Source organism: Corynebacterium sp. P3-F1 (assembly GCF_030503635.1).
GTDB lineage: Bacteria > Actinomycetota > Actinomycetes > Mycobacteriales > Mycobacteriaceae > Corynebacterium.
The window spans coordinates 1,906,547-1,927,546 of sequence record NZ_CP129965.1; the positions used below are offsets into that span (position 1 = coordinate 1,906,547).

20 protein-coding genes are annotated in these 21,000 nt (G+C 62.2%); 11 read left to right on the top strand and 9 right to left on the bottom strand.

The features are described from left to right. Positions 1-88 precede the first annotated feature (88 nt). The 3 genes from QYQ98_RS09100 to QYQ98_RS09110 form a co-directional block, all read right to left on the bottom strand. Entirely contained in the window at positions 89-1,591 is a 1,503-nt protein-coding gene (locus tag QYQ98_RS09100) for a histidine-type phosphatase (protein WP_302006542.1), read from the bottom strand. A 264-nt stretch (positions 1,592-1,855) separates the two neighbouring features. Continuing rightward, positions 1,856-2,422 (bottom strand): DNA-3-methyladenine glycosylase, encoded by a 567-nt coding sequence (locus QYQ98_RS09105; RefSeq protein WP_302006543.1) that lies wholly within the window; start codon positions 2,420-2,422, stop codon positions 1,856-1,858. Further along, entirely contained in the window at positions 2,410-3,210 is an 801-nt protein-coding gene (locus QYQ98_RS09110) for an HAD family hydrolase (RefSeq protein WP_302006544.1), read from the bottom strand. The genes QYQ98_RS09105 and QYQ98_RS09110 overlap by 13 nt, the downstream gene beginning before the upstream one ends. A gap of 34 nt (positions 3,211-3,244) precedes the next feature. On the opposite strand from QYQ98_RS09110, the gene QYQ98_RS09115 reads away from it, so the two are divergent. The 3 genes from QYQ98_RS09115 (at position 3,245) to manA (ending at position 6,904) form a co-directional block, all read left to right on the top strand. Further along, positions 3,245-4,243 carry a 3-hydroxyisobutyryl-CoA hydrolase gene (locus QYQ98_RS09115; protein ID WP_302006545.1) on the top strand — a complete coding sequence of 333 codons (999 nt, stop codon included), beginning with the start codon at positions 3,245-3,247 and terminating at the stop codon, positions 4,241-4,243. An 83-nt stretch (positions 4,244-4,326) separates the two neighbouring features. Then, complete coding sequence (locus tag QYQ98_RS09120; protein WP_302007753.1) at positions 4,327-5,766, top strand: glyceraldehyde-3-phosphate dehydrogenase; 1,440 nt, start codon at positions 4,327-4,329, stop codon at positions 5,764-5,766. Positions 5,767-5,779: 13 nt separating this feature from the next. Beyond that, positions 5,780-6,904 carry a mannose-6-phosphate isomerase, class I gene (gene manA, locus QYQ98_RS09125; RefSeq protein ID WP_302006546.1) on the top strand — a complete coding sequence of 375 codons (1,125 nt, stop codon included), beginning with the start codon at positions 5,780-5,782 and terminating at the stop codon, positions 6,902-6,904. Here manA and QYQ98_RS09130 read toward each other — a convergent pair. The 3 genes from QYQ98_RS09130 to QYQ98_RS09140 all read right to left on the bottom strand — a co-directional run bounded on the left by QYQ98_RS09130 (position 6,894) and on the right by QYQ98_RS09140 (position 10,524). After that, positions 6,894-8,024 (bottom strand): glycosyltransferase family 1 protein, encoded by a 1,131-nt coding sequence (locus tag QYQ98_RS09130; RefSeq protein WP_302006547.1) that lies wholly within the window; start codon positions 8,022-8,024, stop codon positions 6,894-6,896. The two genes, manA and QYQ98_RS09130, sit on opposite strands and share 11 nt — an antisense overlap. Next, complete coding sequence (locus QYQ98_RS09135) at positions 8,025-9,215, bottom strand: NAD-dependent epimerase/dehydratase family protein (protein ID WP_302006548.1); 1,191 nt, start codon at positions 9,213-9,215, stop codon at positions 8,025-8,027. Positions 9,216-9,300: 85 nt separating this feature from the next. After that, complete coding sequence (locus tag QYQ98_RS09140) at positions 9,301-10,524, bottom strand: D-serine ammonia-lyase (RefSeq protein ID WP_302006550.1); 1,224 nt, start codon at positions 10,522-10,524, stop codon at positions 9,301-9,303. A 73-nt stretch (positions 10,525-10,597) separates the two neighbouring features. On the opposite strand from QYQ98_RS09140, the gene QYQ98_RS09145 reads away from it, so the two are divergent. Then, positions 10,598-11,797 carry an MFS transporter gene (locus tag QYQ98_RS09145; protein ID WP_302006551.1) on the top strand — a complete coding sequence of 400 codons (1,200 nt, stop codon included), beginning with the start codon at positions 10,598-10,600 and terminating at the stop codon, positions 11,795-11,797. Positions 11,798-11,872: 75 nt separating this feature from the next. On the opposite strand, the gene QYQ98_RS09150 is transcribed toward QYQ98_RS09145, so the two are convergent. Continuing rightward, positions 11,873-12,331 carry a hypothetical protein gene (locus QYQ98_RS09150; protein ID WP_302006552.1) on the bottom strand — a complete coding sequence of 153 codons (459 nt, stop codon included), beginning with the start codon at positions 12,329-12,331 and terminating at the stop codon, positions 11,873-11,875. A 49-nt stretch (positions 12,332-12,380) separates the two neighbouring features. Here QYQ98_RS09150 and QYQ98_RS09155 point away from each other — a divergent pair, with 49 nt between their 5' ends. The 7 genes from QYQ98_RS09155 (at position 12,381) to QYQ98_RS09185 (ending at position 18,384) form a co-directional block, all read left to right on the top strand. Further along, positions 12,381-13,541, top strand: a complete 1,161-nt coding sequence (locus QYQ98_RS09155) for a YihY/virulence factor BrkB family protein (protein WP_302006553.1) — start codon at positions 12,381-12,383, stop codon at positions 13,539-13,541. Between the two features lie 25 nt (positions 13,542-13,566). Beyond that, the gene (locus tag QYQ98_RS09160; protein ID WP_302006555.1) at positions 13,567-14,433 is read left to right on the top strand and encodes a patatin family protein; all 867 of its coding nucleotides are present in this window, start codon (positions 13,567-13,569) and stop codon (positions 14,431-14,433) included. 38 nt (positions 14,434-14,471) lie between these two features. After that, the gene (locus QYQ98_RS09165) at positions 14,472-15,341 is read left to right on the top strand and encodes a patatin family protein (protein ID WP_302006556.1); all 870 of its coding nucleotides are present in this window, start codon (positions 14,472-14,474) and stop codon (positions 15,339-15,341) included. 10 nt (positions 15,342-15,351) lie between these two features. Continuing rightward, positions 15,352-16,236, top strand: coding sequence for an SDR family oxidoreductase (locus QYQ98_RS09170; protein WP_302006557.1), 885 nt, complete (start codon positions 15,352-15,354; stop codon positions 16,234-16,236). A gap of 32 nt (positions 16,237-16,268) precedes the next feature. Continuing rightward, positions 16,269-16,559 carry a hypothetical protein gene (locus tag QYQ98_RS09175; protein ID WP_302006558.1) on the top strand — a complete coding sequence of 97 codons (291 nt, stop codon included), beginning with the start codon at positions 16,269-16,271 and terminating at the stop codon, positions 16,557-16,559. A gap of 112 nt (positions 16,560-16,671) precedes the next feature. After that, on the top strand, positions 16,672-16,920 hold the full coding sequence (locus tag QYQ98_RS09180) for an LppP/LprE family lipoprotein (protein WP_302006559.1): 249 nt from the start codon (positions 16,672-16,674) through the stop codon (positions 16,918-16,920). 69 nt (positions 16,921-16,989) lie between these two features. Then, the gene (locus QYQ98_RS09185) at positions 16,990-18,384 is read left to right on the top strand and encodes a hypothetical protein (RefSeq protein ID WP_302006560.1); all 1,395 of its coding nucleotides are present in this window, start codon (positions 16,990-16,992) and stop codon (positions 18,382-18,384) included. Between the two features lie 9 nt (positions 18,385-18,393). Here QYQ98_RS09185 and QYQ98_RS09190 read toward each other — a convergent pair whose 3' ends face one another. Both QYQ98_RS09190 and QYQ98_RS09195 read right to left on the bottom strand, forming a co-directional pair. After that, a complete protein-coding gene (locus QYQ98_RS09190) occupies positions 18,394-20,037 on the bottom strand; it encodes a peptide chain release factor 3 (RefSeq protein WP_302006561.1) in 1,644 nt (547 codons plus the stop codon). A 59-nt stretch (positions 20,038-20,096) separates the two neighbouring features. Then, positions 20,097-20,996, bottom strand: coding sequence for an NAD(P)/FAD-dependent oxidoreductase (locus QYQ98_RS09195; RefSeq protein WP_302006563.1), 900 nt, complete (start codon positions 20,994-20,996; stop codon positions 20,097-20,099). Positions 20,997-21,000 lie beyond the last annotated feature (4 nt).

Consider the following 21,000-nt stretch of genomic DNA (forward strand, 5'->3'; position numbering starts at 1 on the left):
TCGATAAGGCCTGCCTGCACCGCGCCGAAGCCGAGGGCGGCGCTGACAAAAGTGAGTACTGCGAGGATGAGGGCGACGGTGCCACCAGTCAAAGAACCGACGGAGCTGGTTGAACTTGCGCGCTGTCGGGGCGGGCTTTGGAGTGGTCGGAAGTGGAACCGAGCGGCAGGCAGTCCGCCAACTCGCCGATGGTGTAGAAAAACGAGTCATCTGCCACGGGCATGCATCCCGCGTGGAACGGGGTTTCTGCCTCGTTGTAAAGCATGCGAACGAGGGTGACACCCGTGTCATTCTGAAACGCGTCCCACTGGATGTTCGCGGCCATCGGCGTAACCTTGTCGCCGCGCCAAGTGGAATTGTCGTAAGACATGACCTCGTCGGCTGGCACACCTTTCTCGGAACCAGGCAGCTTAAGCAAGGCGGCGAGCGGGGCGATGGTCTCGGCGTGGCCGAACCGGTACTCGGCTGCGATGTTGCCGCCGGCGGCGCGATCCTGGACCCCCTTAATCATATGATTGAGGAGGGGTTCGTAGATGTCGTAGGACACCGATTGTCCTTCGATACCCGGGCCGCTTTCGTAGAATTTCTCTACGTCGAGTAAGTAAGCGAGCTGTCGACCGTCCTCATCATCTATGAACTGGTCGAAGATCCACCCTTCGGCCGGTTTAGCGGGCTCGTTCTCCATCGCGGGGGAGATGATGTACAGGTTGTAGAACTGAAGTGCCGCGTCGGTGGTGCCTTTTACTTCCTTACCGCTGGTGCCAACAAACTTCAGAGTCCCGTTGTCGAGGTCGTCGATGAACTTCTGGTCGAAGATCTTGGTGAGCAGGTGAGTCGCCGCCTGCTGGGATGCCTCGGAATTCTTGGCTTTGTTCACCTTTTCGTCGAGGGTGTCGCTCTCGGTCCACTCGGAGTACGCCGCGTAACGCGGAGAATTCTCGTCGGAGTGGGCGTGCAGCAGGTCGAATCGGTCCTCGACGTTGACGGTGTTGTTTGTGATGCCGTCGGCTAGATTGTCAGACAGCTCTGGAACAGCCGAGAGCAACCCCTGCCCGAAAAGCTCTCCGGATTCCTTCGCGCGGTCCGCGCCGGAGGACATGAACTTCACCTGGTCGGTTTCGCTCTGAGACACCGATTCCAAAAATGTCAGGTTGCGGGCCGCATTGCGGCTGCCGATACCGCGCAATTCGTTGCGGCCGAACGTGGTCAGATTGCCGTAGCCGCCTTCCCCCGGACCGGTGAGCTGTTCGTTTGCGCGAGACATCGCCTCCACCTGAGGGATTAACTTCTCGCCGAGCGGGGTCAACTCTCCACGCTCTTTTGCGGAGGTGAGCATCTGGCCGGCGAGGTCGTCATATTTGAAACCGGACAAGCCGCGGGAACCGTGACGGCCCACGGAGGCGGTGTAAATCTGGTGGAAACCAGCGGGAGGTTGGCTGTAGGAGGAGATGGGGGCGGCGGGGGAATATGGCTGTTTGGTGGAATAGTAGGTCGCTGCCTCAGCAGCACCAGCAGGAACGAGTGTCGCTGCAGTGGCTGCGACAGTGGCGAGGGCGATGGCGCGACGGGCTAGTGCTGGGGAGCGTGGCACGGGGAACTCCTTAGTGGAAACGGGGGAAACAACAGGAATTACAGCTTAAATGCCCCTGGTAAAAAGCTGGTTACATCGATGTGAACGTCCGCGACTGGTTGTGTTTGTAAGGCGGTAGGAAAGAGAGAGCTTTGGGTGTGCACCAACTTCGGCGATCTCAGCACCTCTCAAGAGTTGTTCCCGACAATCTCGGGGGGCTCCCCAGATTATCGACGCTCGGATCGAGGACACGACCGAGTGGGAGGAAATAGCAAGAAGAAATCGCTACTTCGGGTAGCCGCGGGGCGTACTGACCGTTTTGTTGCGGGGGATCCAGAAACGGTAGGGTGCGCCCGCGTTCTTGCTGATTCCGATGCGCGGGCCAGCAACCCATTCGGGTTCCTCGGTGCGCATTGTGAGCTGGACGGGTGTGCCGTTGTCGTCCAAGGACAGCCCGAGGGCGCGCCCGAGATTTCCAGGTCCGCGGGCGAGGTTTTCGTAAGGAATTGGGGCGCGGTCTTTCACTTGACGACGGCTGCGGGCGAGCTGCTCTCCCTCAACGATCTCCCCGCCGCGCATGAGGCACCCCTGGCCGGTGCCCTCCGGCGCACAGACGATGTTGCCGTTCAAGTGGATGCCATAGGACAGGTAAACGTAGAAGCGGCCGGGCGGGCCGAACATGGTGGCGTTGCGCTTGGTCCGGCCCCGGTACGTGTGGGCGGCGGCGTCTTCGGCACCGAGGTAGGCCTCGACTTCTGTCAGTCGGACGGTCACGCCGTTGTGGCTGACGTAGCAGCCGAGCAACTGCGGTGCGACGACGTTGGCGGGGGCGGTGAAATCTATCCCAGCCATGCCTGCAGCTGCCTGATCGCGCCGTGATCGGCATTGGAAGCGGCGACAATGTCCGCGATATCTTTGAGTTTCTCGTGGCCGTTCTCCATCGCCACGGCGGTTCCAGCGGCGGCGAGCATCTCGTAGTCGTTGAGGTAGTCGCCGATCGCTGCGGTGTCGGTGATGTCGACATCGAGGGTTTCGGCAAGGGCTTTCAGGGCGAAGCCCTTGTTCGTCTGCGGCGACATGATGTCGACCCAGTGCTCGCCGCTGACAGCGATGTTCTGGCCATCCGCGGCCTGCGCGATGGGGAGGCCGTCGCGCTCCGCATCGGATTCGATGAAGAGGGCGACCTTAATGGTTGGGTCATCGCTGGACTCGGCGGCGTCACGGAGGGAGGAAACTGGACGGCGGGAGTGGTAGTACTTCGCAGTCTCTTTCGCGACCGATTCCGGCATGTCCTCGTTCACGAACGCGAATTCCGGCTTGCACACCACCGGATGCACGGGGGCGTCGGAATTCTCGGCAGCGCGCAGGACCTCTGCGACCGCGTTTTCGTCCATCGGTTTGGCGGAGACGATTTCGCCCTTGTGCCACACCACACCGCCGTTTTCGGCGATGAAGGTCTGGATGTCTCTTCCCTCGAACATGTCCTGGAGTGTGGCCAGCTGCCGGCCTGATGCCGGTGCGATCACCATGCCCTTCTTCTGAGCATCTTCCAGCACCGCCCAGAACTCGTCCGGGATGTTCCCTTCCGGATCGACGAGGGTTCCGTCCATGTCCAGGGCGACGATTCGGGGGAAAGTCATAGAAGTCCTTTGCCTGCTGTGGAACACTGGCTTCATGGCGGAAACTACCACTGGACCAGTACATATTGCCGTGCAGCAGTCTACCGGAGTGATCACCCTGGATCGGCCGGAGGCCTTGAACTCCATCAGCCCGGAGATCCTCTTTCCCGTGATCGACGCGCTGGAAGAATGGAGGGAGGACGACCGTGTGGAACGTGTCGTGGTCACCTCGTCCGGGAAGCACTTCTGCGCCGGCGGCGACGTGCGCTGGGCGCGCGAAATGGAAATGGCTGGGCGGGGAGAGGAAGCCGACGACTTCTTCTCGAGGGAATACGAGATGAATTTGATGATCTCCCAGTACCCGAAGCCGTATATCTCGTTGATTTCCGGGGTGGTGATGGGAGGCGGGCTCGGCTTGTCCGCTCACGGAAGCCACGTGGTGGTCACTCCCAACGCCACCGCATCCATGCCCGAGATGAACATCGGGTTCTTCACTGATGTGGGCATGAGCCACCGCCTGCAGAACCTGCCGAAGCACCCCTCGCTGGATCTAGGGATGTTCCTCGCGCTGACGGGGTACCGGTTGAATGCGGACGACATGATGGCCACGGGATTGGCAACCCATCTCGTCGAATCGCTCGAGGGTCTGGAAGAAAAAATCATTGCAGAAGGTCCGGGTGTCCTCGACGAGCTGGCGGTTGAACCGGGTCCGTCAGAGCTGGAGAAGCTCTACCCGCTGATCGAAGGAGCATTCAGAGGCCCCTGGTCCGAGATAAAGAGCAAGATCGATGCGGATCCGGCCCTGGCGGAGGTCGTGCAGCCGTTGATCGCTCACGCGTCGCCGTCGTCGCTGGTGGCCACATCGGAGTTGATGCTGTCCAATTCCCGACACGACCTGGCCGGGAGCCTGGACAATGAGCGCCGCTTCGCTCAATTTCTATTGCGCGAACCAGATTTCCGTGAAGGCGTGCGTGCCGTGCTGGTGGACAAGACCAAGGATGCGGAGTTCCAACCGGAGCCTGAGCCGGAGAAATACCGCGACGTACTAAACTAAGGGCCGTTTGAGCAACGCGACATGTGAAAGGACGCGGCGTGAACGCTGAGAGCCCGGTCAACCCGAACCCGCACGACAACCCGATGGACGACTGGAACCACAAGATTCATCTGGCTCAGGAGATGCTGCCGCTGATCAGCCAGCTCCACCGGGAGAACAACGTGGTCACCTCGATCTACGGGCGTCTGCTGGTGGGGATGACGGACATTGAGATCATCAAGGCGCACCGATACGCCCGCCGGGTGGTGGCCCGCGAGCTTCCGCTGGATGCCACGCTGCCGATCCTGCGCGAGCTGACCACGATGAACCTGGGCACTGCCTCCATCGATCTCGGCCGTTTGGCCAAGAACTATTCCCGTACCGAGGGCACGGAGCTGCGTTCCTTCCTTGAGGAGGAGCTCGCAGAGGTTATCGGCGCAGACTGCCACCGCGTCCCGCGTGATGTGGTCCTGTACGGTTTCGGCCGCATTGGCCGCCTGCTCGCCCGCATTCTCATCGCCCGCGAGGCCCAGTACGGCGGTGTCCGGCTGCGTGCTGTCGTGGTGCGCAAGAAGGGCGACGACGACGTGATCAAGCGCGCCTCCCTGCTGCGACGCGACTCGGTGCACGGGGCGTTCAACGGCACGATCACCGTGGATGAGGAAAACGAGATCATTTGGGCGAACGGCACCCCGATCCAGATGATCTACTCGGACGATCCTGCGGCAATCGACTACACCGCCTACGGCATCAACGACGCGATCGTGGTGGACAACACCGGCCGCTGGCGCGATCGCGCAGGCCTGTCCCAGCACCTGCAGTCCAAGGGTGTCTCACGCGCACTGTTGACCGCGCCGGGCAAGGGCGATGTGAAGAACATCGTTTACGGCATCAACCACGACACGATCGACGATTCTGAGCAGGATCGCGTTCTGTCCGCCGCATCGTGCACGACAAATGCCATCACTCCGGTGCTCAAGGTCGTCGGTGACCGTTGGGGAGTGAAGCACGGCCACGTGGAGACTGTCCACTCGTACACCAACGACCAGAACTTGGCCGACAACTTCCACAAGGGTCCGCGCCGCGGTCGCGCTGCTGGCCTGAACATGGTGCTCACGGAGACCGGTGCGGCGAAGGCCGTGTCCAAGGCGCTGCCGGAGTTCGAAGGCAAGCTCACGGGTAACGCCATCCGCGTCCCCACCCCGGATGTGTCCATGGCTGTGCTCAACTTGGACTTGGAGAACGAGGTCGAGCGCGAGGCCGTGAATAACTACCTGCGCCGCGTGTCCACGGACTCGGATCTGCGCCAGCAGATCGACTACATTCAGTCCCCGGACATCGTGTCCACCGACTTTGTGGGCACCACCCACGCCGGCATCGTCGACGGCCTGGCCACTATTGCCACCGGCAACCACCTCGTGCTCTATGTCTGGTACGACAACGAGTTCGGGTACTCCAACCAGGTGATCCGCATCGTCGAGGAGATCGCCGGTGTTCGTCCGAGGATCCTGCCGGTGCGCAAGGCCCCGCAGGACATCCGCTAACAAAGGGGATTCGATGCTCAAGCTCACGGGCAAGGTCCAGAATTACGCGTGGGGAGACACCTTCAGCATCTCTGGGCTGCAGGGGCACATGCCGACCGGTCAGCCGGAGGCGGAGGTGTGGTTCGGGGCGCACCCGAGTGCGCCTTCGCTCACCGATGAGGGCCCGCTCGACGCAGTGATCGCGGCCGATCCCGTGGGCGCATTGGGGTCGGAGGGGACGCTTCCGTTCCTCGTCAAACTGCTGGCTGCCGGCCAGCCATTGTCCATCCAGGCACACCCGTCCATCGAGCAAGCGGAAGCGGGTTTCGCACGGGAGGACGCGGCCGGGATTCCGCGGGATGCAGCGCAGCGGAATTACAAGGACGCCAACCACAAGCCTGAGATTCTCATTGCGTTGACGCCGTTTCGAGCGATGGCGGGATTTCGTAATCTTGAGGAGACAGCGACGCTGCTCGACGAACTCGCTATACCGCAGCTTGAGCCAACGAGGGCATTGCTTATCGACGGCACTGTGCCCACCGATCAGCGCCTCCGGACCGTGTTGTCGGACTGGCTCGCTTTAGAGGAACCAGCACCGATCGTGGAAGCGGTGCTCAAGCGCGCGGCCGAACTGGACTCGGATGTGGCCCGCAACCTTGTCTACATTGGCGAAGCATTCCCCGGGGACGTGGGTGTGTTGGCGGCGCTGTTGCTCAACCACGTTGAGTTGGAGCCGGGGCAGGCTCTGTTCCTGCCAGCGGGCAACATGCACGCCTACCTCGAAGGATTCGGCGTCGAGGTGATGGCTAATTCGGATAACGTGCTTCGCGGTGGTCTGACGGAGAAGCACATCGACGTCGACGAACTGAAAGACATCGTCGTCTTCGAGCCGATCGAGGACCCGGTGCTGGAACCGGTGATATCCGATGGCGGAAGGGCGAGGTCTTTTCCCGTGCCTGTCCCGGATTTCGCGGTGACTCGCTACACGGGGGATGGCTCGGCGATGTTTCAGGGACCGGCCATTGTCCTCGCGGTTGTCGGAGTAGTTCACCTAGGCGAGGGTCTGGTTCTCGGCCCCGGCGAAGCGGCATTCATCGCGGCGAAAGACGGCGACATTGAAGCGCGGTTCGACGCGTCCGATTTCTTCATCATTCGCTGATGCAGTCTTCGTAATACCCGACAAGTCTCTCGGTAGCCGCGCGCCACGACCAGCGTTCGGCTTCCTGGCGGGCGGAGAGGGACATGCGGCGGCGCTGTGCGGCGTCGATAAGCAGGCCCGCGAAAGCATCAGCCCACTCGTCTGCTTGCGCGCCTTTGTCCACGAGTAATCCGGTCTTATCATCCTCGATCACGAACGGGATGCCGCCGGCGCGGGCACCGACGACGGGCACACCAGAGGCGAAGGACTCGAGCGCGACAAGGCCCAGAGTTTCCGTCTGCGACGGGAATGCAAAGACGTCTGCCGACGCGAATGCCTGGGCGAGCGGTTCGCCGGACATGTAGCCGGTGAAGACGGTATAGGCGGGGTCGAATTCCTTTTTCATCTGCTCGAGCTGGGGGCCCGCGCCGACCATGGCCAAGCGGGCACCGGGGACCTTTTCGCGCAGGAGCGGCATGATGTCGCTAAGAATAGCGAGGTTCTTCTCGGCGCTGATGCGGCCGACGTAGACGAGAAGCGGGGCGTCGGGGTTGCCGCCGGTGAGTGTCTCGCGCATCGCGTCCGAGTAATTGTTCGGGTGATAGCTCACGGTGTCCACCGCTTTCGGCCAGACCGCGAGGTTGCGGAAGCCGTATTTCTCCGCAGTCTCCAGCATGGGGTCGGAGGTGACCAGGTTCATCTGGGCGCGGTTGTGGAATTCGCGGATGAGTGCGGTGGCGGGCTTTTTCACGGCACCGATCATGAGTGCTTCGGTGTAGGCGGGAACGTCGGTGTGGAAGGAGGCGAGCAGCGGTTTATTGTGCCGTTTGGCCAACAGCGCGCCGTAGCCGGCGAAAAACACCGGGTTGACCGCATGGACGATGTCCGGATCGAATTCCTTCAACTTCCTGGCCACCGACGGGGTGGGCAGTCCCACCTTGATCTCAGGGTAGATGCGGTGCAGGGAAAAACTGGGGGCGCGCACCACCGGGAAGCCGGCGTAGGTCTCAGGTGTGTCTCCGGTGGCGAAGATCATCACGTCGTGGCCCATCTCCGCCAGCTGGTCCATGGTGCGGATGATGCGCGTGACCACACCGTCGATTTTGGGGAGGAAGACTTCCGTGAAAATCGCGATCCGCATCTAAGCGTTCTCCGGAACGCCTTCTGCCTGGTTATGGGTCCAGAGAGACCGGGCCGGGATTTTGCTGCGGTCGGCGCGGTCGGCGTATTTCTTGGCCACGTCCTCGACCTCCTGCAGCAGGCCTTCAGCGAGCTTGGTCGGTTCGAGACCGAGGCTGAGGAAGGTGTCGTTGCTGACGTGGAGCTCGTTCTCCGCGGACTCTTTGCGCGGGTTGGGCACGAGCGCGTAGTCGGTGCCTGAGATTGATGCAACCAGCTTAGCCAGGTCGCGGACGCGGTGCGTCTCCGTCATCTGGTTGAAGATCTTCACCCGGTCGCCCTTAGCGGGCGGATTCGCCAGCGCGATCTGGATGCACTTGACCATGTCGCGGATGTGGATGAATGCGCGGGTCTGGCCGCCGGTGCCGTGCACGGTCAGCGGATAGCCGATCGCGGCCTGCATGAGGAAGCGGTTGAGCACGGTGCCGTAATCGCCGTCGTAGTCGAAGCGGTTGATCAGGCGCTCGTCGCGCTCCGTCTGGGGGGTGTGGGTGCCCCAGATGATGCCCTGGTGCAGGTCGGTGATGCGCAGCTCGTCGTTCTTGGCGTAGTAGGCGAACAGGTTCTGGTCCAGCACCTTGGTCAGGTGGTACACCGAACCCGGGTTAGTAGGGTAGAGGATCTGTTGATCGACGAGTTCTTCGCCGTTGTCGACCTTGATGTCCAGGTACCCCTCCGGGATCTTCATGCCTGCGGTGCCGTAGCCGTAGACACCCATCGTGCCTAGGTGGACGATGTGGATGTCCAGGCCCGATTCGACAACGGCGACAAGCAAGTTGTGCGTGGCATTGACGTTGTTGTCCACGGTGTAGCGCTTGGTCACCGGGTTCTTCATGGAATACGGCGCGGCGCGCTGCTCGGCGAAATGGATGATCGCGTCGGGCTGCTCGGCGACGATGAAGTCCTTCAGGCCCTCGTAGTCCTGGGCGACATCGATGTTGCGGAAGGCGATGTCCTTACCGGAGACCTCTTTCCAAGCGGAGATGCGCTCGTCGATGGATGCGATGGGGGTCAGGGATTCCGCTCCCAGTTCCTCGTCGATCGCGCGGCGGGAGAGGTTGTCCACGATGGTCACGTCGTGGCCGATATCCGAAAGGTGAAGTGATGCAGGCCAGCCGCAGAATCCGTCGCCACCGAGAACCGCGATTTTCATATGAACACCTTTCTATTCGGACGCTTCCCGGTCACGTTACCCGGGATTGTAGGTTCCCGCCGGGCGAGTGGAAAAGCGGCCACAGTTAACGCAGCCAGTGGAGCGAGGCAGTAGCTGCCTGCCCGCGCAGGCGGTCTTTGTCTTGGTCGGGAATGAGCGAGCCCCCGGTCAGCCACACGAGATGAGTGGCGGTCTCGGGGACGTCGGGGAGCCGCCAGGGAATGGTGAGACCTGCGGTGGCTGACGGCTCGACGATGATGCCAGCGCTTCGCTCGAGCCAGTTCACGGCGGCGAGGAAGGTGACGTCGTCGAGGGTGTGGAATCCGCTGACAAGGTGCGCGGCGTAGTCCAGCGCGAGCGGGGAGGGGCTTTGCACTGCCAGGCCGTCGGCGACGGTCCGCCCGGCGAGACCGTAGTCTGCGCATGCCACTGCAGGGTTTCCGGTGAACGCGCCGAGGAGCATGCACGGGTTGGCGGTGGGCTCGATGAAATGGCAGGAGACGGCATCGCCGAACGCCATTTTCAGCCCGAAGGTCACTCCTCCCGGTCCGCCGCCGACACCGCAGGGGAGGTAGACGTAGAGCGGATTATCGGGGGTGAAGTTCCTGCCGAGTGCGGCGAACTGCTCTTTGAGCCGCCGTCCGGCGACGGCGTACCCGGCGAAGAGGCCGAAGGAGTTCTCGTCGTCGATGAAGAACGCATCGCCGGCAGTCTCGCGCGCCTGAGCCACGGTCTCGGTGAATAGTCCGGAGTGCTCGATCACGTCCGCTCCGCGTGACCGGAGCAGTTCCTTCTTCCACTGCTTCGCGTCCACCGACATGTGTACCTCGGTGTCGAACCCCAGCAGCGGGCCGACGGTGCCGATGGAAAGTGCGAGGTTGCCGGTGGAGGCGACAGAGAGTTTCTCATAGCGCTTCTCCTCCGCCAGCCGGAAGACCTCGTGGACGCCGCCGCGGGATTTGATGGACCCGCTGATCGGCAGGGAATCATCGCGCTTGACCCACAGATCGCCGGGAACGTCCCGCTCCATGAGGCGAGCCACATAGTCCTTTGTCCCGGGAACGTGCTGGATGTCTGACTCGATGACGCCGTCGCCGGATTCCGGGAAGTGTTCCGCCACCCACGGGGCGAAGCGGTCGAAGCGGGCGGCAGCCTCATCGACAGCGGCGGCTACATCCGGGTCGACGGCGCCGGAGTCGGGGGTGCGGGCCCAGGAGAGCTCGTGCTGGTGGGAGAGGCCGTCGACAAGCGAAAGCGGCTGCGGCCGTGAATCTGCGGGGTGAGCTGGGCGGTCCCAAGGCATGGTCATGGTGATCCATTGTAGGAAGTGTGCGGGTGTACAGTTACGTGGGTCACACTGTGAGCCGGAAGGGAGACGCAAGATGGAAACGAAGAAGTCTCAACCGCAGCTGGTCTTCGTCAGCGTTGTGGCCTTCCTCATTACCGCGGGCTGGGCGGCCAACCACTTTGCGTCCGTGCTGGTGGTGCTCCGCGAGAACCAGGACATGTCCACGTTGCTGGTCAACAGCGCGTACGGGATCTATGCGCTGGGCCTGTTCCCGTGCCTGATTGCCGGCGGGCTCGTCGCCGACCGCTTCGGCTCCCGGCCGGCGGTGATGCTCGGCGCTATCGTCGCGGCACTGGGCAATGTCGCGCTGATGTTCTGGCAGGAAGTGCCCGCAGTGCTGCTCACGGCCCGCTTCGTCATCGGGCTCGGCGTGGGCCTCGTGGTCAGCGCGGGCACCGCGTGGGCGGGTCGGTTGCGCGGAGCGGCCGGTACGACGCTCGCCGGTATCTTCCTGACATCGGGCTTCATGCTGGGCCCGATTGCCTCCGGCATCATTGCGCACCTGGTCAGCGCCCACAATGCGATCTACATTCCGTACATCGCCTCGATCGTGCTGTCCTTCGCAGCGGTGGCATTCTCCCTGTTCGTGGGTGATGCGCCGAATACCCGCGAAGTGGTGGTGGAGAAGATTGAGGAGGAGCAAGGAGTCCGGGCTCCGGCACAGGTGCGTTCCGCCAAGAAGGCTTTGGCCACCGCGTTCCCGATGGGCTTATGGGTCTTTGCGTCGATGACGAGCGCGATCGTGGTGCTCTCCGGACGCGTCGGGCAACACTTCGAGTCCAGCGCGTTCCTTCCCGGAGTCGCCGCGGTCACCGCATTCGGTTCGGGACTGGTCATCCAGGCGCTGGGGCGCCGCTTCGAGTTCGGGCCGTCCTCCGGTGTGGTCGGTGCGCTGTGCTCAGTGGTGGGCATGAGCCTTGCGGCCATCGGCGGGGCCGCTCCATCCATGGCGATGTTCGTGGTCGCTTCAATCTTCTTGGGGCTCGCCTACGGTCTCTGCCTGCGTGAAGGCTTGCTGGATGTGGAGACCTTCAGCCCGCCGGAGAAGCGCGGTGCCGTGATCGGCGTCTACTACGTGGCCACCTACATTGGCTTCGGGTACCCGCCGCTGATCGAGTGGCTCGCCGGTTTCGTTGGCCCGTCGCTGCCGTACTGGGTTCTGGCGGTGGGCGCGCTGTGCTCGGCACTCATTCGTGCAGTGCAGATCCGCTCGGGCTACCTCAAGCGTCCCTGAAATGCTCCCCCTCGGCCACCGGGCCGTACGTGGTTTGTCACCTTTCTTCCGGATGCACGTGCTGATATAGCTGGGTCACTCCACGACGAAAGCGATATTCGTCGTAGTCAGCTCGTATTCGCCCCAGGCAATAGGCAGAGACCGCAGCTCTGCCTGGGTCTGGGCGGACACGGGAATGATCCATCCCTCGTTCGGGTCGAGCACCGGAGGGCCGGCGGTGCCCGGCTGGAAGGTGACCGGGTGAGAGGTGGGGGAGGTGAGGCGCAGGGGGGCGTCGATAAGCGAAATGTGCTGGAACGCGGCGACGTCGACGGTGATGATGACGATGATGTCGTTGGACTCGGGGCTCAGATTCGCGGTGTGGACTCTGAGCGTGTCCGTCGCGTAGACAGCGATGCGGTTGTTCTTGCGGATGATCCCGAATGCGATCGCGATGGCGGGAACCGCGATGAGCATGGCGATGATCACGAGGATCAGGACCGGCTCCCAGATGCTCGTGGCAAAACCGAGGTCAGTGTTTTGTGCCCATGACATGGCCCAACCCTACAGCGGGAATGGCTAACGGCCGGATAAGGTGTGGTGCATGAGTAGGGAAACCCCGGCGGATGTCGTCGCGCACGCCGCCGAATTCGTGCAACCCTACGGCCCCGGGGACATCGAGACAGTCGAGCCCGCGTACAAGCGCGACGAGCCGCTGCGGCGTGGGAACTGGCTGTCGTGGAAATCCTGGAAGCTGGTGTTCGCGCGCACCGCGATGGATTTCGGCCCGCTGGCGATCACAGACCGCGGTGCCACCATGACGTATTTCAGTGTGACTGCCTTCGCGCCGATGCTGCTGGCGTTCTACTCCATGGTAACCCTGCTGTTTCCCACCGATGAGAATGCGTTGCACGACATGATCGGCGGGCTTATCGACGAAGCAGTGCCTGAGGCACTCCGCGCGCAAGCCTTCGATTTGTTCTTGACGGTGGTGGGCACTCCCGCGCAGAGCACGATCGCCTTGGTGATCTCCATACTGGTGTCGCTGCTGTCCGCATCCGCTTATGTCCGCGCGTTCTCACGCTCCACGAATGTCATCTACGGGCGCACGGAAGGTCGGGGTCTGCCCGTGACGTGGCTGACCATGTGGGCGATCACCCTACTGCTCGTGCTCGGGCTCGTCGTTGTGGTCGCCGCCTTGGTGCTGCGCGAATCCATCATCGACGCGGTGTTGGGCCCGATCGCGGAACCGCTCGGACTAACGGGCGCGGTGAACTACCTTAACCAGATCCTGCTGCCGGTGTGGGAAAGGGCGCGCTACCCGGCGGTCGTGGTGGCGGCTGTCGTGCTGGTGTCCTGCCTGTTCTATTTCGCGCCCAATGTGCGCCCGGGCCGGTTCCGGCTGCTCACTGTCGGTGCGGTCTTTGCCATGTTGGTCATCGGTGCGGAGTGGCTGCTCTTCGGCTGGTACCTGTCCACCTTCGGTCTGCGCAGCGCCTACGGCGCATTCGGAACCGTGCTGGCCGTGCTGGTGGCGGTGTGGGGGATGAATATCGTCCTGTTGCTCGGGGTGAAGCTCGACGCCGAGATTCTGCGCGCGAAGGAGCTGCAGTCCGGCTACGATTCGGAATTCCTCATTCAAGCGCCGCCGCGGTCCCAGGATTCAGTTCTGTGGCAGCGTAAGGTGCAGGTGTGGCTGCGGCGCCTCGCAGAGGATGTCAAAGCCGAGGCTGAGCGTGAGGTTGAGCCGAAAACCGAAAAATAGTTTTGTACCCCTACACTGGTGAACCATGATAGACGCACGCGATACAGCCCTCGTCATTGAGGGCGGCGGAACACGTAACTCGTACACTGCCCCCGCGATCATGAAACTCATCGAGGAAGATGCGCGCTTCGGCTGGGTAGGGGGTGTCTCGGCCGGTGCGATCCACGCCATCAACTTCCTGTCCGGGGACGCCCAGCGCACCGAGGAAGCGTTCACCACGTTCATGGGGCACCCGAAGATCGGCGGGCTGCGCTCGCTGGCGCTCGGCCGCGGGCTGATGAACGCGGAGTTCATGTTCCAGGACCGCGGGGGTGAATTGCCGTTCAACCTCGATGCGTTTCTGGCCAATGAGACCCCAATCCACATCGAAGCGGTTCGCGCGGACACCGGCGAGACGGTCGCCTGGAATAACGCGGATCTTCTGGACGAGGACACGATCAACGTGGTCATGCGCGCCTCCTCCACCATGCCGATGCTCATGCCTATGGCCCGCATTGATGGTGTGCCGTACGTCGACGGCGCCCTGGGCGACGATGGCGGTCTGCTGATCGGGGCGGCGGAAGGCGCCGGGTTCAGCAAATGCCTGGTGCTGGCGACCAAGCCCCGTGATTACGTGCGTGAGCCAGTGAACCGCCCGGCGATGGTTCGCCGCATGTTCCCGAAATACCCTGAGGTGGCGCGCCGCACCATCGAGCGCCCTGACCAGTACAACAAGGCTAAGGCCCACATTGATGAATTGGCGGCGCAGGGCAGCGCGTACGTCTTCTACCCGGAGCAGATGATGGTGGAAAACTCGGAGTTCAAAGTGCCCAAATTGCAGAAGAACTTCGCCGCCGGCAAAGAGCAGTTCGACCGCGAGTGGGAGGCGGTCAGGGACTTCCTAGAAAAGTAGCCGGGACAGGTCGGCGTTATCGACCTACAATCATCGGCATGATTGAAGCCACCGACACCGCTCTCGTTGTTGAAGGTGGTGGAATGCGCAACTCCTACACCGCCCCCGCGATCGTCCGCTTCATCGAGGAGGACGTGCGTTTCGGCTGGGTAGGAGGGGTCTCCGCCGGCGCTGCGCACGCCGTCAACTACGCCTCGCGCGACGCGCACCGTGCGCGTGAGTCGTTCACGAATTTCGTGGCGCACGAGAAATTTGGCGGCTGGATGTCGTTGGCTCGCGGTACCGGCTATTTCAACGCGGAGTTCATTTACGAAGGCTCTAACGATGTTCTCCCATTCGATTGGGAGACCTTCGACGCGAACAGCGGCACCGAGGTCCACATCGAGGCCGTTCGCGCGGACACCGGCCACACCGTCACCTGGACACGGAAGGACCTGCGGTCGACCGAGCTCATCGGGCAAGTCACCCGCGCCTCGTCCACGCTGCCGAAAGTCATGCCCATGGGCAGCATCGACGGTATCCCGTACGTCGACGGTGCGCTCGGGGTTTCGGGAGGATTGCTTATCGACGCCGCCCTAGACGCCGGCTTCTCCAAATTCCTCGTGCTGGCCACGAAGGAGCGGGACTATATTCGCCCCGAGAACACGCGCCCGATGGCCACGCGCCGGCTGTTCACCAAACACCCAGCCGTCGCTGAAGCACTGATTGCCCGGCCGCCGCGGTACAACGCGTCCAAGGACAAGATCCTCGAGTTGGAGAAGGAAGGCCGCGCCAAAGTGCTGTTCCCTGAGCACATGAGCGTGGACGCCTCGGAGCGCAACGTTTCCAAGCTCAACGCCAACTATCTGTTGGGCAAAGCGCAGATGGAGCGCGAATGGGACGAGTGGGTGGAGTTCTTATCGGCGTAGCCTGGTGAGCATGGCACTAATCGATCCACGTACCAAGTACCCGTCCGAATTCCCCCGCGAGCCCCGGCAGGACAACCCTGGCGAAGATGTCCGCATGGTTTCTGAGCCCGATCTGGGACTGGATTCCTACGAGGGCAGCGGCAAGCTCGAAGGCCGCCGCGCATTGATCACCGGCGGCGATTCCGGCATCGGTGCCGCCACGGCGATCGCGTTCGCCCGCGAAGGCGCAGATGTGGCGATCGCGTACTTGCCCGAGGAGCAGGAAGACGCGGACCGCATCGTCAAGGCCATTGAAAAAGAAGGCCGTACCGCAGTCGCTATTCCGGGCGACCTCAGGGAGTTGGACAACTGCGTCGCCGCAGTGGAAAAGACCGTGGCTGGTCTCGGCGGCATTGACATCTTGGTCAACAACGCTTCCCGCCAGGTGTGGAACGACGGTGTGCTCAACATCTCCGACGAGGATTTCGACGCGACGATGAAGACTAACATCTACTCGGCCTTCCGCGTGACTAAGGAAGCCGTGAAACACATGGAGCCTGGGTCCTCCATCATCTTCTCCACCTCGATCCAGGCCTACCAGCCGTCCAAGGAGCTCCTCGACTACGCCATGACGAAGGCGGCGTTCAATAACTTCGCGAAGGGCCTGTCGGAAGAACTCCTGCCGTCCCAGGGAATCCGCGTCAACGCCGTTGCTCCGGGCCCGATCTGGACCGTGATCCAGCCGTCAGAAGGGCAGCCCCAAGAGGTCGTGGACGAGTTTGGTCAGGGATCGAAGATGGGCCGGCCCGGCCAGCCCGCCGAACTGGCAGGTGCGTACGTCTTTCTCGCCTCCGAGGACGCCTCCTATATTTCCGGTGAGACACTCGCTGTCACTGGTGGCGCGCTGACGCCGTAATAACCATCGCTTCGAGCTATTAGAAGGCGCACATGCTCAATCACCGTCACCACACACGCCGGTTCCTCGTGGGGCTTTCCCTTTCGAGTGCAGTGCTTCTCGCCGGATGCAGCGACGACAATATCGCGGAGCCGGAGCTCCACCCCGTCGAGTCCAGTGCGGAAAACACGGATGAGGCGACCAGCAGTACCACGGTCACGACCATCTTTGAAACTGAGACCGAGGAAGAGCAAGCCGAGGAGGAGCCCAAGGGCCGTGAAGAATGCGTCACGAACTCGGCTTCTCCCGAGATCCACAAAGCCACCGCGGAAGTCAACGAGTAATACCCGAATCAAGCTGGGGGCTGGGTCTTAACGGGACATACGAACTACAACTCGTGCAGCGATCTGAGCTTTGCATTAGTCACTCAAGCGAAACAGGGTAACGCGCAGCACCTTGATCCTCATGTTCCACAAAGGTGAGTACATCGGCATTGATTCGAATTACCCACAGCAGGCGATGGATGTCACACCGAACGATGACGGGAGCTTCACGGTGCTGTACAAGGACTGGGAAGCGCTGGATGCTGCTGGCGCGGGTAACGCCGAATCGCCAAAGTACAACAGCACGGTGACCTACTTCTGGGACGGGAGCAAGGTCGCGCATGACGGGCGGATCCCGAATACCTCGATGACGCCGCGGTAGCGCTGTGCGCTGCGACTTCATGAATGAAAATGGGTTTTGCGGTGTGCGCCGCTTGTATTCTCCTGAAGGATGAGGCACACATCACACATCACCGCAGCGCTGCTCTTGACTGGGGCAGTGCTCGGTGTCACCGGACCCGCCCACGCTGAGAATCAGTCCGCTCCAACGGGGACGCGCCTGATGCACCGCGACATTAATTCGTCCGACTCGGTTCCGTGGGCTGGTCCGAATGTGGCTGGGAATCTGAAGTGGTCTGTTCCGCTGGGAACCTGTTCGACCACTTTCCAAGCTTCTGACGGCATGGTGCTGGCTCTGTGCACCAAGTACCTAGGAACGGAGCAGAAGCACAAGAACGCGCTTGGCGTGGATGTGGTCATTCCGTCAGTGATCCTCTTCGATCCGAATACTGCGCAACCTTTGGCGTCGCTGGAGTTGAAGAAGACATCGCTATTAGGCGGTGTCTACGGTTACTTGGACGAGCACGACAACGTGGTGATCGCCGAGGGAGACGATGTACTGAATATCAGTCACCGGTTCCAGGGCGGAAAGTGGCAGTTGAACGTGGACAATCGTGTTCCCCTCGGACTGCCTGCCGGAACATCGCTCGGGGGTCTTGCTCCAGATGAGGCTGGCCGCACCTGGTTTGTCACGAAAGATTCAACGATCGGTGTCGTGGACGGCGGGAAGATCGCCACATTGCCTTTGTCAAAGTCGCCGGGAGGGGAGACCATTGCCAACGGGTTGACGGGCCGGCCGAACGGCATGAGTGTGCTCACCAGTCATTCGCTGAACGAGGTCGCTTATGACGGTGAGAAAATCCAGCTCAAGTGGCGGCGCGATTACGACCGGGGAACAGCGAGAAAACCCGGCCAGTTGTCGTGGGGCTCGGGAACGACGCCGACGGTCTTCGGGCCGGGTGGAAAGTGGGAAGCGATCGTCGACAATGCCGATGGTTCGCCGAACTTGATCGTTGTCGACGCTGCGACAGGCGCGGATGTCTGCGTAATGCCTGCATTCGCAGGCAGTGGGCCCGGAACTGAGAACTCACTGATCGCCAGCGGGAATTCGCTGTTCATTCCGTCGACGTACGGGTTTGTGTACCCGCCCAACGCTGTCGATGGGAAAGCGAACCCGCCATTCGCGCCGTTTACTGGTGGATTGGCGCGCATCGATGTCACACCGACCGAGTCGGGCGCGAAGTGTGAACGCCGGTGGGAGAAACCGCGCAAGATCGAGACATTGCCCGTGCTGACCGAACAGGACCGCACGATCTGGTCACTCAGCACCGAGCCGGCGCGACTCGGTGTGGACCTTGTCGGTATCAGCGCCGACACGGGTGAAGAGGTCGCCCGGCGCCAAGTGGGTAACCTCCCGGCGGATCTACCGATGCAGCTCACCGGAATGGTCACCCCGGATGGCGCTTACTGGCAGGGCACTGTCACCCGGATGCTCCGAGTGAAGTAATCGCTGCCGCTAGTCGGCGACGAGGGGCTCCATGGTCAGCTCCGGGTGCTCCTTTTCAATGAAGGCCAGCTTCCACTTGTCGCCGAACAGCGCGATGAGCTCGCCGTCAGTGCGGGTGAAGATCTCCACGCCGCGCTGCCGACCAAGCTCGGGTGCGGATTCCATGTCGGTTCGGCGGGCCACCGAATAGGGGATCGGTTCGGTGACCGTTTCCACGTTGTACTCGTTTTCCATGCGGGCCTGCATGACCTCGAACTGCATGGGGCCGACGGCGGCCATGACGGGAGCGGCGTCGCCGCGGGCGTCGTTGCGCAGAATCTGCACGACGCCCTCGGCGTCCAGCTGCTCGAGAGCCTTGCGGAACTGCTTGTACTTGCCCAGCGACTTCGCGCGCAGGGTGCGGAAGTGCTCGGGCGCGAACTGCGGCATCGGCGGGAACTGCACCTTCTTGCCGGAGTAAATCGTGTCGCCCGGCGCGAGCGCGCCCGCGTTGACCAGGCCGATAATGTCGCCGGGGAAGGCCGTTTCCACGGTGTCGCGGTTGCGGCCGAAGACGGTCAGGGCGTATTTCGTGGAGAAGCTGCGGCCCGACTGAGCGTGAGTGACCTGCATGCCGCGGTCGAATTCGCCGGAGACGACGCGCATGAACGCGAGCGTGTCGCGGTGGTTCTTGTCCATGCCGGCCTGGACCTTGAACACCACGCCCGAGAATTCGTCGCCGACTTCGCGTTCGGTATCCATTGCGCTTGTTGACGCCTCCACCGCCGCCGGATCCGACTCCCTGCCCTCCGGAGCCGGCGCAATAGCGCACAGCGTGTCCAGGATCTGGTGGACGCCGAAGTTCAGCATCGCGGAGGCGAAGATCAGCGGGGAGGTCACGCACTGTTCGAAGAGCTCCTGATTGTGCACCGCGCCATCGGCGGCGAGCAGCTCAGCTTCCTCGACGGCGGTCTCCCAGGCATCCTCTTCGCGTTGGAGAGCCTCGTCGGGAGAGTATTCTTCCTCCGGGGCGATGGTAGAGCCGCCGGCAGTGCGGATGAAGTGGATGTACTGGTCTGCCTCACCGTCGGAGTTGACATGGGCGAGCCCGCGGAAGTCGCCCGCCTCGCCGACCGGCCAGTAGAGGGGAGTGGGCTGGAGGCCGATCTCGGTGACGATCTCGTCGACAAGCTCGAGCGGCTCGCGTCCCACACGGTCCCATTTGTTGATCACGGTGACGATCGGCAGGCCGCGCGCCTTGCACACGCGGAAGAGCTTGAGGGTCTGCGGCTCGAGGCCCTTCGCTGCGTCAATCAGCATTACTGCGGCGTCGACGGCGGAGAGCACGCGGTAGGTGTCCTCGGAGAAGTCCGCGTGGCCCGGGGTGTCCACTAGGTTGATCACGTAGGGCTCGGTTTGTCCCCTTTGCCGGGCTTCGTCCGGCAAATACTCGAACTGCAGCGCCGAAGAGGCGATGGAGATGCCGCGGTCCTTCTCCATCTCCATCCAGTCGGACACCGTGGATTTGCGGTTGCCTTTGCCGTGCACCGCGCCGGCCTCGGAGATGATGTGCGCGTGCAGCGCCAGCGCCTCCGTCAACGTCGACTTACCGGCGTCCGGGTGGGCGATGACGGCAAAGGTGCGGCGGCGGGCAGCCTCGGAAACGGTGCTCATGACCTGTAGAGGGTAGTCGCTCCGGCAGCGGGAGGGCTAACCAGTGCGGGGCAGCGGAATCAGAGTAGGGACTCTGCGAAAAGGGCCTGGTCGATCGCGATGCCGGCAGCAGCCCCCGCTCCCGCAGCTTGCGAAACTTGGTCAGGGGAGCTGATCACATTGCCGGCGGCCCACAGCCCAGCCTGTGATGTCAGCCCACGCTCGGTGTGAACCCACCCGTCAACAACATCGCACCCGGCTTCGCGCAATAGTTCGTCGTTCGGTTTGAAGCGTGGAGCTGTGAAGCAGGATTCAAAAGTGGTCTCGTTGTTGCTGGTGCGAATTGTGACAGCAGAACGGCTTGCGTCGGCCGCGTCCACTGAAACGACAGGCTCCTCGATGACGGTGATTTCCAGCGATGTGAACAGTTCGTGTTCTTCCGCGGGAAGCTCAAGACCGTTCGCGAAGAACGTCACTTTCGCTGCCCATTTGGTCAGGAGCTTAGAGATGTGGAACGTGAAACCGGGGTTCTCTCCGCCAATCACGGCGAGGTTCGTTCCTCTCACTTCGTACCCGTGGCAGTAAGGACAATGGAAAACACGTTTCCCCCACAACTCAGGCAGCCCGGGGACATCAGGAAGTACATCTGTGATGCCAGTGGCGACGAGAACGTGGGAAGACTGTACAGCTTCTCCACCAGTCAGCTGGACCGACCAGCGAAAATCGCTGTCATGCGACTCCGTCAGCTTGATCGCGCGTTGAGGAAGAATTGTTCCGCCGAACGACACGAATTCTTCGTGAGCTCTAGAAAGAAGTTCCGCGGGTTTGATTGAGTCTAGGCCAAGGATGCCGTGGGCGTGCTCGCTGAAGCGGTTGCGTGGCTTACCCTCGTCAATCAAACAAACTGAACGATTCGCTCGTGCCAAATTAATAGCGGCCGCCGTGCCGGCGAAGCCGCCGCCGATAATGGTGACGTCCATGCCG